General features: G+C 37.2%; 13 protein-coding genes and 1 tRNA gene. 8 read left to right on the plus strand and 6 right to left on the minus strand.

Annotated features, from left to right (window positions below; all coding sequences use genetic code 11):
* Positions 1-229: 229 nt before the first annotated feature.
* Positions 230-2515 carry an IMS domain-containing protein gene (locus ACM03V_RS15235; protein WP_414621638.1) on the minus strand — a complete coding sequence of 762 codons (2286 nt, stop codon included), beginning with the start codon at positions 2513-2515 and terminating at the stop codon, positions 230-232.
* 701 nt (positions 2516-3216) lie between these two features.
* Here ACM03V_RS15235 and pdhA point away from each other — a divergent pair.
* The 4 genes from pdhA to fba all read left to right on the plus strand — a co-directional run bounded on the left by pdhA (position 3217) and on the right by fba (position 6776).
* Positions 3217-4251, plus strand: coding sequence for a pyruvate dehydrogenase (acetyl-transferring) E1 component subunit alpha (pdhA, locus tag ACM03V_RS15240; protein WP_414621639.1), 1035 nt, complete (start codon positions 3217-3219; stop codon positions 4249-4251).
* Between the two features lie 199 nt (positions 4252-4450).
* Positions 4451-5323, plus strand: a complete 873-nt coding sequence (locus ACM03V_RS15245; RefSeq protein WP_414621640.1) for an aldose epimerase — start codon at positions 4451-4453, stop codon at positions 5321-5323.
* A gap of 58 nt (positions 5324-5381) precedes the next feature.
* Positions 5382-5453: transfer RNA gene (locus ACM03V_RS15250), tRNA-Lys, on the plus strand.
* Positions 5454-5696: 243 nt separating this feature from the next.
* Complete coding sequence (fba, locus tag ACM03V_RS15255) at positions 5697-6776, plus strand: class II fructose-bisphosphate aldolase (protein ID WP_414621641.1); 1080 nt, start codon at positions 5697-5699, stop codon at positions 6774-6776.
* A gap of 145 nt (positions 6777-6921) precedes the next feature.
* On the opposite strand, the gene ACM03V_RS15260 is transcribed toward fba, so the two are convergent.
* Positions 6922-7101, minus strand: a complete 180-nt coding sequence (locus ACM03V_RS15260) for a type II toxin-antitoxin system YoeB family toxin (RefSeq protein WP_414621642.1) — start codon at positions 7099-7101, stop codon at positions 6922-6924.
* A 643-nt stretch (positions 7102-7744) separates the two neighbouring features.
* The gene (locus ACM03V_RS15265) at positions 7745-8557 is read right to left on the minus strand and encodes a carbon-nitrogen hydrolase family protein (RefSeq protein WP_414621643.1); all 813 of its coding nucleotides are present in this window, start codon (positions 8555-8557) and stop codon (positions 7745-7747) included.
* Between the two features lie 417 nt (positions 8558-8974).
* Here ACM03V_RS15265 and ACM03V_RS15270 point away from each other — a divergent pair, with 417 nt between their 5' ends.
* The 3 genes from ACM03V_RS15270 to ACM03V_RS15280 all read left to right on the plus strand — a co-directional run bounded on the left by ACM03V_RS15270 (position 8975) and on the right by ACM03V_RS15280 (position 11016).
* Positions 8975-9169, plus strand: a complete 195-nt coding sequence (locus tag ACM03V_RS15270) for an NADPH-dependent FMN reductase (RefSeq protein WP_414621644.1) — start codon at positions 8975-8977, stop codon at positions 9167-9169.
* A gap of 89 nt (positions 9170-9258) precedes the next feature.
* Positions 9259-10212 (plus strand): ABC transporter ATP-binding protein, encoded by a 954-nt coding sequence (locus ACM03V_RS15275; protein ID WP_414621645.1) that lies wholly within the window; start codon positions 9259-9261, stop codon positions 10210-10212.
* 30 nt (positions 10213-10242) lie between these two features.
* Positions 10243-11016, plus strand: a complete 774-nt coding sequence (locus ACM03V_RS15280) for an ABC transporter permease (RefSeq protein WP_414621646.1) — start codon at positions 10243-10245, stop codon at positions 11014-11016.
* Positions 11017-11148: 132 nt separating this feature from the next.
* On the opposite strand, the gene ACM03V_RS15285 is transcribed toward ACM03V_RS15280, so the two are convergent.
* From ACM03V_RS15285 to ACM03V_RS15295, 3 genes are all read right to left on the minus strand, one after another.
* Entirely contained in the window at positions 11149-11931 is a 783-nt protein-coding gene (locus ACM03V_RS15285; protein ID WP_414621647.1) for a glucosamine-6-phosphate deaminase, read from the minus strand.
* 208 nt (positions 11932-12139) lie between these two features.
* Positions 12140-13594, minus strand: a complete 1455-nt coding sequence (locus ACM03V_RS15290) for a serine/threonine protein kinase (protein WP_414621648.1) — start codon at positions 13592-13594, stop codon at positions 12140-12142.
* A gap of 210 nt (positions 13595-13804) precedes the next feature.
* On the minus strand, positions 13805-15190 hold the full coding sequence (locus tag ACM03V_RS15295) for a serine/threonine protein kinase (protein ID WP_414621649.1): 1386 nt from the start codon (positions 15188-15190) through the stop codon (positions 13805-13807).
* Between the two features lie 359 nt (positions 15191-15549).
* Between ACM03V_RS15295 and ACM03V_RS15300 the strand changes: the two genes are divergently transcribed.
* A complete protein-coding gene (locus ACM03V_RS15300) occupies positions 15550-15960 on the plus strand; it encodes a DUF1499 domain-containing protein (protein ID WP_414621650.1) in 411 nt (136 codons plus the stop codon).
* Positions 15961-16111: the final 151 nt, after the last annotated feature.

The following is a 16111-nucleotide window of genomic DNA, read 5'->3' on the forward strand; positions in this document are numbered from 1 at the left end:
TTGGATTGTCGCGGCGATCGCAATTAATCGAGTAGGACTTACGCAATCGCAACGATAAAATAGGCATTCTAGACGTTTAGATCCCCCCAACCCCCCTTAAAAGGGGGGCTTTGCGTAAGTCCTATCAAGTTTCGAGTGCAGTCTTAAAACCGTAAACTCTTGTCTCGATAAAATCCGAGTCATGATGATACCGAGAAGCAATAATTTGGCAAGTTTAGTATAAATAATATCAACTAATTTTATTCACAACAGACATATCCTTAATCCGCCATTTGCCACCGATTTTAACCACCATATATCTAACTCGTATAGTGTCGTTATAAGACCGAGCCTGGTTTATTTGACCGTTTTCATGGAAGCGAGCTTGTTCGTTTACAGTCGCTTCAATAGCAGCTTGATTTTGGTTATTAGGAATCGTATCAACGGATTCAATATTCACCTTATGCTCAAAGGTTCTATAGCGGTTCTGTGACTTAACTCGCTGAGCTACTATTCGCCAACTATTAAGAGCGGTGCCGACTAAAATATCATCTAAGCTGTCAATATTATGATTTTCTCCCAAGGCACTTGCTTTAGTAGATAGCCAATTTTCAACTATTACTTTTGCAGTTCCTTTTGTCAAAATAACGTTATCTGAAATAGGTTCGCTATTAGCATTCGGTATTTCTATCGGTGCTTTATCTAACTGTATGCTCAACTGTTCCCCTTGCATTGGTTCGGGGGAAAATAAATTTTGCAATAATCCTACAGCCGTACCCACCAACAACCATAAAACTAATAAACCCGATAAAGAGCCAAAAACTAACAATATAAAACGGGTTCTTTTTTGCGAGGTTAATGTAGTACTGCGTCGTCTGGTTACTAAGCGGCGAGGTGTACCATCAACAGCAACTCCAGAGCTTGGAATTTCAGTCTGCTTGCGTCTTTTACGACCATTGGTTTGGTCTGGTACGCCTGTGGGCATCATCGCCCTTGCAGAACCATTTTGAACGCGGTTGTTACTTCTGAAGCGTTCGGCTGTTGGAAGCGGCCCGACTGATACTCGTGTTTCGTTAGGTGTTACGGGATTAGTTTCTCTGCTCGGAGCATTGGCAGTTGTTTGTTGAGCATACCCTGGTGGTGTTTGCCTGTGGTTATTAAACTGTCGATAAACGACATTAGAATTGCTTTTATTTTGAGTATTTTGGTTATTTTGATTATTTGATTGAGGTTGAGGTAGGGCATGATTATCTCTGGGTAAAGCTTCCAAATAAGCCTGTACTTGATCGTCAGCAAAATATTCTTTCAAAGAAGCTTGCCGATTTTTCAAATCCCGAAAATGAGGAAATACCTCACTTTGCAACCAAGTTTCTGAATATAAACACAATCCGGGTAGCAAATCGGGAGAATCCTGGGAATTTTCTCGAATAAAAGCTAAAGCTTCGTATTCCTGACTTAACTCTAAAGCACGAGTTGCTTCTTGGGTTTGTCCTAAGAGTAAAGCACACAAAGATTGTTCTAAGTGTACGTCTTGACGTTTACCCAGATGAATCAACATTTGTTTGGCTTGACGGACTAAAGCAGGTTGACGTTGAGTAAATCCTCGTGCTATCAAAGCATATACAGCTAAATACGTCGCGACAGCAGAAGGACGTTTGCTTTCTTGTTCAAATAGCTTGTGCTGCTCTGCAACCGTTAAATAATGACGTAATTGCTGAATAAATCGCAGAAAATCATCTACGTTTAAACCGGATTCATCTTTACCCGTGCCATCAATTCCACCGCGAGAAACGAGTAATTCTTCTAATAATCGTAAACCCTGTTGTCGTTCGGCAGTTTTCTCTACTGGTAATGCTAGTAATTCTAAAATGCGATAAGGTCGCAGTCTATACAGATCCGCTTCTATTTCAGCTTGAACGCTTTCAAATAATCCTTCATTGGATAACAGTTCTAAACCAGTTTCTAACGATACGGCTGCATTTTCGTAATGAGCTTGCTGCCATTGTTCGCGGCCTAATTCCAAGCAGGCAAGAGCAACCGTGAGAACAACATCGGGACGGTGAGCGTTTTGTTCGACGCTCAGTTGTGCTTGTCCTGAAAGATCGGCTACTTTCCCATTTTGGTTAACTAAGTATGGACGACCTAGATTTAAAACCTGTTCGTATTCTCCCAACTCCTGCAAAAGCATCAAAGCGCCAATCAATTCTTCTTGAGAAATGTCGATACCTAGAGTTTTAGATTCCATTTCAGCTTGACTGCCTGGTGCCCGAGGAGCAACCGCCACACTGCTATCGCGCCCGTCTTCCGGAGTGTAAGCGTGTGTCAGATAAACTCGGTCGTATTCGGAGCGTTCTTTCGGATCTGATAAAACCACGTATGCTTCTTCTATAAGTTTTTTTCGATATGCAATTGCTGTATGGGAATATTCCCGTCGCGGCAATCCGACAATGCGATCGCTGTATGCTTGACGCAACTGTTCCTCACTTGCCGCCATCGGAATTCCTAAAATTCTGTAATAATCTAGCGGAATTTGCACAGTCTACTTCCCCGCTCAGCCTTGATCGATAAAGTTTTCTTAATATATTCTTGGGCTTGTAAAACCGTGCCATAATAATAACCCAGTGGCTTCACACATATAAGTGTGTATCGCGACATCTTTACCTATACCTCCCTTCAGATAGAGTTAAGTAGTCGCTCATCAGTGTAAATTAAAGCGGATCTTTAACCTCCTACATTAATTAAATGTGCTTAGTGTAACAGAAGTATTTAAGAAGACGATAATTTAGATATTACCTTTCTTGGGGACTAAATTGTTAAATACACCCTATATAAACGTTGTATTTGCACAACAATAGTTTTGTTCGATGAAGAACAATATCTTGGTAGATAAAGGATTTTTCCCATAATCGGGAAAGATTAAGTATTACCCCTGTAATTTTTTTCCCAAACGAGAAAAAGATATTATCACAATTGTGATTTAAGTACAAATATCTACAGAGATATTCCGGATATTTGCTGTCTGTATCTAATTTGTTAATCAAAATGCAGAATATTGATATCCTGAAACGGTAATCTATAGAAGTCAAGGCAGTGTAAGTACTTATATAGAGCAGGATGGCGGCAGTCCACCAAAAATTGCGTATTACGAACGGTTTTTGACTGCTGAGTTCGCAATATAGAGCCCCTGTTACAAAAATTATCTCTTTAAGTGTTACCACGGAGTATATAGGAAAAACAATGATTCAAGAACGTACTTTACCCGATTTCAATGCGACCACCGCACAAATAACCCCCGAAGAAGGTTTACGAGTTTACGAAGACATGATATTGGGGCGTTTTTTTGAAGATAAGTGCGCCGAAATGTACTACAGAGGCAAAATGTTCGGTTTTGTTCACCTGTACAACGGTCAAGAAGCAGTTTCTAGCGGTGTAATTAAAGCGATGCGACCGGGTGAAGATTTTGTTTCGAGTACTTACCGCGACCACGTTCATGCTTTGAGTGCGGGAGTTCCGGCAAAAGAAGTCATGGCGGAGTTATTTGGTAAAGCCACTGGTTGTAGTAAAGGGCGCGGTGGTTCGATGCATATGTTTTCCAAAGAACATGGTTTGTTAGGTGGTTATGCATTCGTTGCTGAGGGTATTCCGGTTGCTGCCGGAGCGGCTTTTCAAACCAAGTACCGTCGCGAGGTTCTTGGAGATGAAAACGCCGACCAAGTTACAGCCTGCTTTTTTGGCGATGGAGCCTGCAATAACGGTCAATTTTATGAAACATTAAATATGGCTGCTTTATGGAAACTACCGATTCTTTTTGTGGTAGAGAACAATAAGTGGGCGATTGGAATGTCTCACGAACGCGCTACTTCTCAACCAGAAATCTACAAAAAAGCCAGCGTATTCGGTATGCATGGAGTAGAAGTTGATGGAATGGACGTACTAGCAGTTCGTTCGGTGGCTACGGACGCAGTATTACGCGCTCGTAATGGTGAAGGCCCCACATTAATCGAAGCACTTACCTACCGTTTCCGGGGTCACTCGCTAGCAGATCCAGACGAAATGCGTAGTAAGGAAGAAAAAGAATTTTGGTTTTCTCGCGATCCAATTAAGAAATTTGCAGCTTATTTAGTTGAACAAAACTTAGCTTCTCAAGAAGAACTTAAGGATATAGAGCGCAAAATTCAAGCAACCGTAGACGAAGCAGTCGAATTCGCCGAAAGCAGCCCCGAACCAGATGCGAGCGAGCTGCACAGGTTTATTTTTGCCGAAGACGAGTAGATTTAGGTAAGAGGCAAGAGGCAAGAGGTCAAAGGTCAAAGGTAAAGTGATAGGGAGAGGGGGAGAGGGCGGGACAAGGAGACAAGGAGAAATAGTTTAAAATTCTTAATTCTTAACTCTTAACTATTACTAATGCCCTATGACCTATGCCCAATTCCCCTACAACTAACAACTAACAACTAACAACTAACGTTATTTTATGTTTTCTATCAACGTCGAACAAAGACAGTACGAAACCTACATTTTGACTGACGAAAAAGCTAAGTCTCAGTTAGAAGTTCTACCCAAACGTGGCGGTATTATTACAAAATGGCGCATTGACGGGAAAGAAATTTTTTATCTTGATGAAGAACGATTTAAGAACCCGGAAATGAGCATTAGAGGTGGAAATCCGATTTTGTTTCCTATTTGCGGAAATTTACCTGACGATACTTACACTGTTAACGATAAAAAATTTACGCTCAAGCAACATGGCTTTGGTCGTAACTTACCTTGGGAAGTAGGCGAAGAAGTTAGTGTAGATAATGTTTCTCTTAAGCTGCATCTCAACAGCAACGAACAAACTCATAAGGTTTATCCTTTTGATTTTCAGGTAGATTTCACCTACCAACTGCATGGCAATACACTAACCATACTTCAAGAATTTAAGAATAATTCTTCCGAGTCAATGCCTTTTTCGGTAGGTTTTCATCCTTACTTCTTAACCCACGATAAAAGTCAGTTAGAGTTTGATATTCCTTCTACTGAGTTTCAAGAGAAAGATAGCAAGCAAATTCACTCGTTTAACGGTAACTTTGATTTGAGTAAAGATGAAATTGATGTTGCATTTACAAAGCTAAGTGCAAAATCTACCAGCGTTACAGATAAAGGTCGTAACTTAAAAATGACGCTGGATTACGATGACAATTTCTCAACCCTAGTGTTTTGGACGGTCAAAGGCAAAGACTTTTATTGCTTAGAACCTTGGAGCGGGCCACGGAATGCAATGAACACCAAAGAACACTTGACCGTACTGGAACCTGGAGCCAGTCATTCAGCAATGATTCGTCTCACAGCAAATTTTTTCGCTTAACCCCTTTACAAAACAACAGGGTTCTATGCTATTATTCATAAGTCGCGCAAAATGCGATGGGTGGCTAGCTCAACGGTAGAGTACTCGGCTTTTAACCGATTTGTTCTGGGTTCGAATCCCAGGCTACCCATTTAGAACTTAGATATTTCGTTTTTTCCTTTTCTTTATTGATGGGGAGATTGGGAGATAGGGGGACAAGGAGATGGGGAGAAAAGTTATTCAACCTTTGACCTTTGATAAGAAACTTTTTAAACATAGGTACGCACAAATAGTTATAATTTCCTATAAGTTGAAAAAAATATTAAGATTAACGTAAGAATTACGCTTGTCTTAAAACAGATTAGCTAATAACTAAATTAGGAGGAATATATATATGGCGCTCGTACCAATGCGTCTGCTGTTGGATCATGCTGCTGAGAACGGTTACGGCATCCCAGCTTACAATGTCAACAACATGGAGCAAATCCTGGCAATCATGGAAGCAGCTGTAGAAGCTGATAGCCCCGTGATTTTACAGGCTTCTCGCGGTGCGCGTAAGTATGCTGGAGAAAACTTTTTACGTCATTTGATTTTGGCAGCAGTGGAAACCCATCCGAATATTCCCATTGCTATGCACCAAGACCACGGTAACAGCCCTGCTACTTGCTATTCTGCAATTCGCAATGGCTTCACCAGTGTAATGATGGATGGTTCCCTTGAAGCTGATGCGAAGACTCCAGCTAGCTTTGAGTACAACGTGAATGTTACCGCTGAAGTAGTGAAGGTAGCTCACTCAGTTGGAGCTTCTGTAGAAGGAGAACTCGGTTGTTTGGGTTCTTTGGAAACTGGAATGGGTGAAGCAGAAGATGGACACGGTGCTGAAGGAAAACTCAGCAGAGAGCAACTTTTAACAGATCCCGATGAAGCTGTTGAATTTGTAGAAAGAACTCAAGTTGATGCGCTTGCAGTTGCGATCGGAACCAGCCACGGTGCTTACAAGTTTACTCGTAAGCCTACTGGTGAAGTTTTGGCAATCAGCCGAATTGAAGAAATCCACAACCGTCTACCCAACACTCACCTTGTAATGCACGGATCTTCTTCCGTACCTCAAGAGTGGTTGGATATGATTAACAAGTATGGTGGTAAGATTCCTGAAACCTACGGTGTACCTGTTGAAGAAATTCAGAAAGGTATTAAGAGTGGTGTACGTAAAGTGAATATCGACACCGATAACCGTTTGGCTATCACCGCTGCTTTCCGCGAAGCTGCTGCGAAAGATCCAGCTAACTTTGACCCCCGTCACTTCCTCAAGCCTTCCATCAAGTACATGAAGCAGGTTTGCTTGGATCGCTATGAAGCGTTTGGTACTGCTGGTCATGCTAGCAAGATCAAGCAAATTCCTTTAGATGAGTTTGCAGCTAAGTATGCTAGTGGCGAACTTTCTGCTAAAACTAAGTCTACTGCGAAAGTATAGTTTTTTAAATAAAAGTTAACAAGTAACTAGGGACACCATATCAACGTGTCCCTACGTTACTAAAGATTCTGTGAAAAATGACCGAACCGGGTAAGTATTGTTCCCCGGTTTTTTGTTTTGTTAGTAGTTGTTAATTGCGAGTATTTTAAAAATCGCTTAGGGTTGCAAAGCCCGAGCTAATAGCGAAAGTCTTTCGCAAAATTTCTTTTACCATTTTAAGTACACGAAGTGCCATCTTCCGGTCTTTATTAACCCAGTACTCTAAATCTTCCAAAAACTCTGGCTGAAATACAGCTTCACGTTTAATTTCTCCATTAGCACCCATGTAGTTACACCTTTTCGAGCATATTCTAAATTTAATGCTAGTGACGCTCGGTAGTAAAGAAAATCGTCTTTATTCTGGAAGAGTGGAGCTAGAAAATAAAGAAGATAAAAATTTAGCCTTCTTGAAAATTCCAATAAAAAGGACAGACAGTCAAGCTTGTCTCAAAAAAATTACAAAAATCAAAAAATAAAATAAACTTAATTACAACTCATACTTCTTTTTATCAGAATAATTCGGACTAGTTTCCGCAATTACCCCGTTCTAAAGCTGTGGCATTAATACCGTAAAATACTAGAGTTAGGAATAAATAAACTTAGCTTTAAATATTGTTTTGTTGATACATTCTTTAGGGAGTAGGGAATAGGGAACGGGGAACAAAGGAAAAGTAAAATAGAAAGTAAGCAAAGAAAAAAAATTTGATTCATATAAGTTAAAACGCAAAAACCCGGTATCTTTGAGATACCGGGTTTCTTGATTATTACAAATTATTTAAAACTGTGCTTCTTCAGTACATAGTATGCTCAATTTTCAGAAAAAACGCTCTTTACTTTTGCTGTGCAAAAAATATGCTGCTCAAAGACGAAAATTTTTTAAGAACATATTTTTTCACTGTTCCCTATTTTCTGTTTCCTTTTACAACTATTTAAAATACGCGATGTTCTAAACTGGGCATTTGACGGCGCACTTGCTCAATTCTGGCAGGGTTTATTTCGGCGATCGCCACTCCCGGTTGTTCTCCAGCATCGGCTAAAATCACTCCCCAAGGGTCAACAATCATGGCGTGACCGTGGGTTTGACGACGGTTATAATGTATACCTGTTTGTGCCGGAGCAATTATGTAGCAAGTATTTTCAATGGCGCGGGCCTGTAATAATACTTTCCAGTGGTATTTACCAGTAAAAGCAGTAAAAGCTGCGGGGACAAACATTACGTCGGCACCTTCTTTTGATAGATGTCTGTAAACTTCGGGGAAGCGAACATCGTAACAAACTGAAAGTCCGATATTTCCTAATTGTTTTGAGGAATACACTGGAGGTAGTTCTTTACCAGCCATTACTGTAGTAGATTCTCGATAAGTATTACCGTCAGGGACATTTACATCAAATAAATGTACTTTACGATAGGACAATAATTCCTCACCGTTGGAATCTATCAGCGAAGCAGTGTTGAAAACTTTGTCAACGTCATCCGAAGGTACGGGAAAACCACCACCAATTATACTCACTTGGTAACGCTGAGCCATTTTTTTCAGGAAAATTTGAGTCTCTTTGCCAATAACTTCAGCTTGTGCAAGCTTGTCTTTTTCTTCTCCCATAAACGAAAAATTTTCCGGTAAACCCACTAACAGGGCACCTTTACGCGCGGCCACGTCGATTAATTCTTCAGCCTGCGCTAAATTTGACGATAAATCGGGCACGCTGGTCATTTGGATAGCAGCTGCTAGATAAGAATTCATATTGTAGTAACCTTCTTAGAATTTACGGTGAGTAGTTGAGCAAACTATATATTCAATCTTAAAAATCAAAATATAAAACAGATTGGGTATAAAAGCGAGCCGAAAGTTAAAAAAAATTTACTTGCACTTATTTTAAGCTGATAAAACTCTTAATCTTTTATACCAATGAAAAAAATCAAGCAAGTAATTATATTTATGATTGCAGTTAAACGGATATTTAAACATGAAAATAAATCAACAAATATTTCTATTTAATTTATTTAAGTATATTTTTTTAATGTTCGCTAATAAGAGCAGTCAATATGAGTAAAATTTTATCCCGGTTATCCTTGGCACTACTTAGCAGGGTAGAATGAGCGAACTGGTAGCAGCTTTGTAAACGAACAAGTTGAAAATTGGAATGGAGTTGACACCGAATTGATTGATATTCGTCAACTAAAATTTCCTACGGATGATGCTGCTGAATCAATCAAAGATGCAGAATTTTCAGCAACTTCCAATAGCGCCGATGGATTTATTATGGTAGTACCGGAGTATAATCACAGTTTCCCCGGTTTACTTAAACACGTTCTCGATACCAATTTGATGGAAGCAACCGAGAACAAGGAATAGGGGAAAATACTAATATTCATCTATTCTATAAGCAATTTTTTACTGTTCCCTATTCCCTATTCCTTATTCCCTATTCCCTTTGAATTTATATGATTGCTCTCGAAGCCTTTAATCTCAGAAAAACTTACCGCATAAATAATCAAATAGTAGAAGCAGTAAAAAATGTTTCTTTAAATATTGCATCTGGGCAAGTAATGGCTTTTTTAGGCCCCAACGGTGCGGGTAAAACCACAAGTATTAAAATGATGGCAGGATTAATTAAACCCGATTTCGGTTGGACAAAAATATCGGGAATCAATCCTCACAAAAACCCTAGTGCTTTAGAAAAACTTGGTGCTGTTTTGGAAGGAAATCGTAACGTTTACTGGCGATTGACTCCCCAAGAAAATTTAGAATATTTTGGAGTCTTAAAAGGACTTACTCACTTTCAAGCACGTAAATCGGGAATTGCACTTTTAGAAAGATTTGGTTTACAAAATAAACGTCGTACCGCAGTGCAGCAACTTTCGCGAGGAATGCAGCAAAAATTGGCTTTTGCTGTTGCCTTAGTTCATCAACCGCAAGTTTTATTATTAGATGAACCCACTTTAGGGCTTGATGTCGAAGCAACCGAAGATGTAAAAATATTGGTGCGGGAAATTGCTGCATCTGGTTGCGCGATTTTATTGACAACTCACCAACTAGATATTGCCGAGCAACTCGCCGATAATATCGCAATTATTCAAAAGGGTGAAATTATCACGGAGTTACCAACTGATGAATTAATTCGGAAGTTTTCTGGTAAAGCTTATAAAATTCAAATGGAATCTGTATTAGATGAAGTTAGAATTACCGAATTAGAAAAAATAGGTGTAGAGGTTGAAGAAAAAAGAATTATTTATGTGAGTCAGCCAGAATTCATATACAAAGTATTTGATATTATTAAGCCTTTAGAGTTAAAAATTGTTGAGAAAGCAGAAGCCGATTTAACACAGATATTTTTGAAGTTGGTGAAAGAGGGGAACAGGAAACAGGAAACAGAAAAGTTTATGATTAATAACTAACAACCAACAACTAACAACTAATAACTAATAATGCTTGAATTATTTTTTGCCGAACTTCGTTGTAGTTGGATACAATTACGCCGCTATCCAATTGAATCTATATCACAAATTATATTTACTAGTGCTATATTTTATGGACTTTTTTTAGGGGCTGGTTATATTGCGGGTTCTAGTTTTCAGTTAGGAGACAGATTAGATTCTATTATTATCGGCTACGTACTTTGGGTTTTAGTCAACTTTGTAATGGCAAACATTGCCGGAGGATTGCAACGCGAAGCCCAAACTGGTACCTTAGAGCAGTTATTTCTCTCGCGTTACGGTGCGGTAAAAGTATTTTTGATGCGAGCATTGGCTTATTTAACTTTAGAAATATTAAAGATTATTCTTATTCTTTTTCTCATCATATTGCTTACAGGTAGCAATTTATCTTTTCCACCACTATTAGTTTTACCTTTTATTTGTATCTTGTTAGGAGCATATGGTTTTGCTTTTACAATCGGTTCTATAGCTTTACTTTTAAAGCGCGTGCAGCAAGTACTACCTTTACTTTTATTTCCACTATTATTTTTACTAACTATTCCTACAGAAACTTGGACTGGGACACCTAAATTTTTAGCACTTTTAATACCAATGAGTCCTGGTGCTGGCTTATTACGCGATTTGATGGCACGGGGTGAAGGTTTAAATTTAATAACTTTGGTTATTGCTTTTATTAACGGTATTGTATATTTTACAATCGGTTTATTTTTGTTTAGAGTTGCAGAAAAAGAAGCGAAACGCAGAGGTATTTTAAGCGGATATTAATCAGTTATCAATTATCAATTATCAATGATTTAATTAATCGGTATTGGTTCGTAGTAAGCGATTTATCGCTTTAGATAAGGAATAAATTCCTTACTACAAACCTAAAAGTTTAGTATAAACGCGATACTACAATTATTTGATAACTGTTAATTGTTCAGCTGCTTCTGCATCTAAGAATAAATTTGCTTGTGGTTGTTTGCGGAGAATTGATGCTGGTAATTCTTCGGTAATTTTTCCTTCTAATAATTGTTTGACTATTTCGGCTTTACCTTTTCCGGGTGCGATACAAATGATTTTTTTTGCGGCACAAATCATTGGTATAGTAAGGGTAAAAGCATATTTCGGTACGCTTTCTATGTTGGGAAAATGCCCTTGACTTACTTGCTGCTGATGGTTAACTGAATCTAATTTTACCAGTTTGACGTTGTAGGCATCGTCAAAATCTGCAACATTTGGTTCGTTGAAGGCTAAATGTCCGTTGGCTCCTATTCCTAACATACATAAATCAATCTGTTGTGCTGTAAGTAATTTGGAATAGCGATCGCACTCTTCTAAAGGCTGTAATGTGTCACCTTCTAGATAGTGGAATTTCTGCGGTGAAATAAGTTTTTCTATACGCTCTCGTAGATAATATCGGAAGCTTGAAGGATGATTTGCGGATATACCTAAATATTCATCTAGATGAAAGCATATCACTCGCGACCAATCAATATTATTTAATTTCGCTAAAGCATCTAAAAATTTGAGTTGAGAATTACCCGTTGCAAACAATACTGTAGCGGTTTGCTGAGTTTTAAGAATTTGCTGTAAATCTTGTTGAACAATGGTTGCTGTTGATAAAGCGAGTTCAGCTTCTGAATTGTAAATCTGAACTGCCAAGCTATCAACGCGAAAATCTTTTTTAGCGTTTAACATTTGATCGCAAAAAGTTGGTTCTTTATTACTTTTGATATTAAATGTCTTGTTAAAAAGTTCGTGATACGTACTATACAAGAGACATTATGCTAAATGTGTGAAAACGCCGTCATATTAGTAATTATAAGTACAAACACTGCTTTATGCGTTGCACTGCAACATCTCTACAATGTTTGAATTTCTCTGCTCGAATTTAGTGAATGCCAAACTAAGTGTTTTTTAACGGTAAATCCAAGTACTCGCTCAACTCATTATAAAGCCAATCGATTTCGACTTCGGTTAAATCGTTCTTATCTATTAAATTATATTGATTCCCTCCAATATTAGCTGCAATTACCCATAATGGGCGATTACCTGCAATAAGTATTTTTCCGAGATTATTAATCTTTGTTAAGGAGATAGAACGAATAAGCCAAGATTTGAAACATAGGCAATCAAAAGACAAGCAGAGTTTCTTTCTGTCAATCCATAATCTTTCTCTTCTGAATAAGTTAGTCAATGCTTTGATCGAATCATCAATAACACTTACTATCAAAGCTATACAAATTCCAACAACTCCGAAAAATAAAATCAATAATATTAATGCAAATAATATAGAAAAAATAGATATAGAATATCCCAGTCCATAGAAAATAGTACTTAGTAATAAAAGTGCTATAAGTAATAAAAAAGGCAGTATTATTGTAGAAATATAAATTTTTATTCCCAAAAATATTAAATCGTTTTTTAATTGAGTTATTTTTTGTCGAGGAAATACAATTTCTAACCTATTTTTACTTTTATTAAGCAAAATTTTACTGCCAAAAGGTTTTTTAAGGTTTATAGGCTTTTTATAACTTAAGTCATTAAGTTTATTTGAAGGTTGCTTTAAACTTTGCAATGCAATTTTAGCTGAAGAAAAGCGTTGTTCTTCTACGGGTTCAACCATTTGCTTTAACCAATTAGCAAAACCTTCAGAACAGTTAACCAGCTTTTCAAATTGAATCTTTCCATCTTTTTGAGGTAAATTAGCAGGATGCATCCCCGTTATCAGATAAATTAAGGTTGCTCCTAAACTATATAAATCCGATATCGGAACAACTTTACCACCAAAGTGTTCGGGTGACATATAGCCATAAGTTCCGACTACAGTCATTGTTCCACTAGTAGAAGCAGTAATGGTTTTTACAGAACCAAAATCAACTAAATAAACGTTTCCGATATTGTTTCCAGAACGGTTTGTTAATAGAATATTACTCGGTTTGATATCTCGATGAATTATTGCTGGCTGTTGCGAATGCAGATAAATTAAAATCTTTAAAATTGATTCTGCTAGCTCTTTGACTTCTTCAATATTAAAAGTTCTTCCTGCTTGTAAATGTTTTTCCAAAGATTCAGCTTTTATGTAAGTTTGTACTAAACCAAAACCTTTAATATGAGGTTGATTAACTTCAAAATAGTCTAAATAACGAGGAATTGCAGGATGATAAATACTCTTTAAAACCTCTGCTTCTCTTTCAAATAACTTGAGATTTTGCCATTCCAAATCATCATCCCAAACAAGAAATTTGACTACAACTAACTGCTGAGTCTGAATGTCGCTACAAAGTACAGTTCTGTATCCCGGTTTTTTCCCTAACAGATAAATTACTTGATAGCGATCGCCAATTATTTTTTTGTTCATTTTCTTTGTTCTAATATATATATTTTTTTTTAATTAGTCAGGATTTACAAAACCGCAACAAAAAAGTAGGCATTCCCAACTCTAAGATCCCCCCAACCCCCCTTACAAAGGTGGGCTTTGCGTAAGTCCTATTAGTGTTGTTGTAGTCTTTACTTATGGCAAAAAAATTGACTATACTGATTTATTTATTTCTGTTCCCTATTACCTCTATCAAATCGTTTTAAGATTCAACCATTTATTTAGCTCGCGACTCACCCAAGCTGCTCGTTCAAAACTTAAAAAACCTTTACCAAAACTGTATTTATAAACTCCCATCCAAATAACAACATCTGGTATTTCGTGTTGATTGCTATCAAGCTTGATAATTGCATGACGCGGAATTGAACGTCGATAGCGATATTCTAAACCAAGTAACTTGTAAGCAAAATAAATCCGTTGTTTATCAATTTGTAATTTCTTTTTACCAAAAGGAATAAACAACATATTTACAATAATTTTTAGCCAGATATTGACATAAAGATATAAAATTAAAATTAAAATACTTATAGCTGCGAAAGAGTAAGGATGAATAAAACCATAATCGAGAATAATTGATTGAAAAATCCCTTCTAACTTGGCAAAAAACGGGATTGAAAATATTCCGTATAAAAGCCCTACAGTTGCTGAACCTATGGAATGCACGATTGAGTCTTTCTGATTATTTTGGCAAGGAGTTATAATTTCAATTACATCTGCCGATTTTTTAATAGAAACTTTTTTGGGTAAGCTTTGAGAAAAATCTGATAAAGTTACAGATGAAAAATCATCCAGACTTTTCAAAGCTTCAGTTGCCGACTTAAAACGCTGTTCTTGCAATGGTTCAATCATTTGTTCAAGCCATTGACAAAATTCTCGCGAACAATGAGTTACTTCAAACTGAATTTTACCCTGTTTCTGCGGCAAATCTGCGGGTGGCTTCCCGGTTAAAAGATAAATTAAAGTTGCACCTAAACTATACAAATCCGTTGCAGCAACAGCACGCGATCCAAATTGTTCTGGAGCCATATAACCGTAAGTACCAACAACCGTATAGCTACCGTCGCTACTAGCTAAAGTTTGTACTGAACCAAAATCAACTAAATAAACATCACCAATACTATTTCCCGAACCATTAGTTAAAAGGATATTGCTCGGCTTAATATCGCGATGAATTACCGACGGATTTTGTCCGTGTAAATAAGCTAAAATTTGCAGCACGGATTTAGCTAACTGTTTAACTTCTGCTTCGCTAAAAATTCCTCTTTCTTGTATTTGCTGCTCTAAAGAAACAGCTTCTATATAACTTTGTACAAAAGCCAAAGCTTTTTTATTCGGTAGCTCAATTTCAAAGAAATCAATATAACTTGGAATCGCAGAATAACAAAGATTACGCAGAGTTTTAGCTTCTCTTTCAAATAGCTTTAATTCTTCCCATTTAACTTCACTATTAAAAGTCAGCAGCTTAACTACTACTAATTTATTTGTTTGCAAATCTCTTGCTAAAAGAGTCTTCCTTCCCGATTTTTTCGCAAGTTGCCGTACAATTTCGTAGCGCTCTTTTAAAATACGAAGAGACATTACCTCAATTTATACTCCAAACACAGAAAATATTTTTATTTATTTCATTATCAACTATTTTTCTCTGAGTAAATTTTACTTCATCATTTCTTCATACCAATTTCACACTTGTACTTAAGAAATTTTACTGAAATTCATAGGAACTATATAAAAACAGTATGACTAGAACAGCCATCAGTGAGCAGTTATCAACTAAATTCCCAACTCCTAACTCTCTATTTTCTGCTGACTACATCGATTATCCAGCATTAGCCGTATAAATGTAGGAAGTAGGTAACACCAGATTTAAAACCTTTGACCTTTGACCTTTAACCTTTAAAGTAAAAGTAGTCCACTTTACTTTTTGATAAAAAAAATCAATGATATTTTCAGGAACAAAACCAGATAATTTGGGTGTTAACGACGGTAAATTAGCAGATTGTCCAAATTCCCCAAATTGCGTTTCTTCTCAAAGTCCAAGTTCGGATGAAACCCACTTTATTCAACCGCTAAAGTACTCTTCCACTACAGAAAAAGCTTTAACCGACCTTAAAAACGTGATTGAATCGGAAGATAGAACTAAGATGATCGAGGAATCATCAGATTATTTATACGCAGAATTCAAAACCGCTTTGATGGGATTTGTGGATGATGTGGAATTTTATTTGGATAGCAGCACCAATACTATCCACGTGCGTTCTGCTTCTCGCTTGGGACAAAGCGATTTAGGTGTTAACCGCAAACGGATAGAAACAATTAGAACTAAGTTTAACCAAATGCAGAGTAGCTGAAATTATCTGTTTAAATAATGCTAAAGTAGTACATATAGACTGCTTTAGCATCATTTATATTTTATAAGTCAACATTGAAATAGTTGATTAACTAATTTTACTTTTCGCAACTAATGGTAACTATCGTTGTCGTTATAAATATCTCGATCTC

This window comes from Calothrix sp. CCY 0018 (genome assembly GCF_963920925.1).
Lineage (GTDB): Bacteria > Cyanobacteriota > Cyanobacteriia > Cyanobacteriales > Nostocaceae > Rivularia.

Coding starts and splice junctions, on each gene's coding strand:
- ACM03V_RS15260 (WP_414621642.1), bottom strand. CDS start 7,101: ATGGGTGCTAATGGAGAAATTAAACGTGAAGCTGTATTTCAGCCAGAG.
- ACM03V_RS15290 (WP_414621648.1), bottom strand. CDS start 13,594: ATGAACAAAAAAATAATTGGCGATCGCTATCAAGTAATTTATCTGTTA.
- pdhA (WP_414621639.1), top strand. CDS start 3,217: ATGATTCAAGAACGTACTTTACCCGATTTCAATGCGACCACCGCACAA.
- ACM03V_RS15300 (WP_414621650.1), top strand. CDS start 15,550: ATGATATTTTCAGGAACAAAACCAGATAATTTGGGTGTTAACGACGGT.
- ACM03V_RS15285 (WP_414621647.1), bottom strand. CDS start 11,931: ATGTTAAACGCTAAAAAAGATTTTCGCGTTGATAGCTTGGCAGTTCAG.
- fba (WP_414621641.1), top strand. CDS start 5,697: ATGGCGCTCGTACCAATGCGTCTGCTGTTGGATCATGCTGCTGAGAAC.
- ACM03V_RS15245 (WP_414621640.1), top strand. CDS start 4,451: ATGTTTTCTATCAACGTCGAACAAAGACAGTACGAAACCTACATTTTG.
- ACM03V_RS15275 (WP_414621645.1), top strand. CDS start 9,259: ATGATTGCTCTCGAAGCCTTTAATCTCAGAAAAACTTACCGCATAAAT.
- ACM03V_RS15265 (WP_414621643.1), bottom strand. CDS start 8,557: ATGAATTCTTATCTAGCAGCTGCTATCCAAATGACCAGCGTGCCCGAT.
- ACM03V_RS15280 (WP_414621646.1), top strand. CDS start 10,243: ATGCTTGAATTATTTTTTGCCGAACTTCGTTGTAGTTGGATACAATTA.
- ACM03V_RS15295 (WP_414621649.1), bottom strand. CDS start 15,190: ATGTCTCTTCGTATTTTAAAAGAGCGCTACGAAATTGTACGGCAACTT.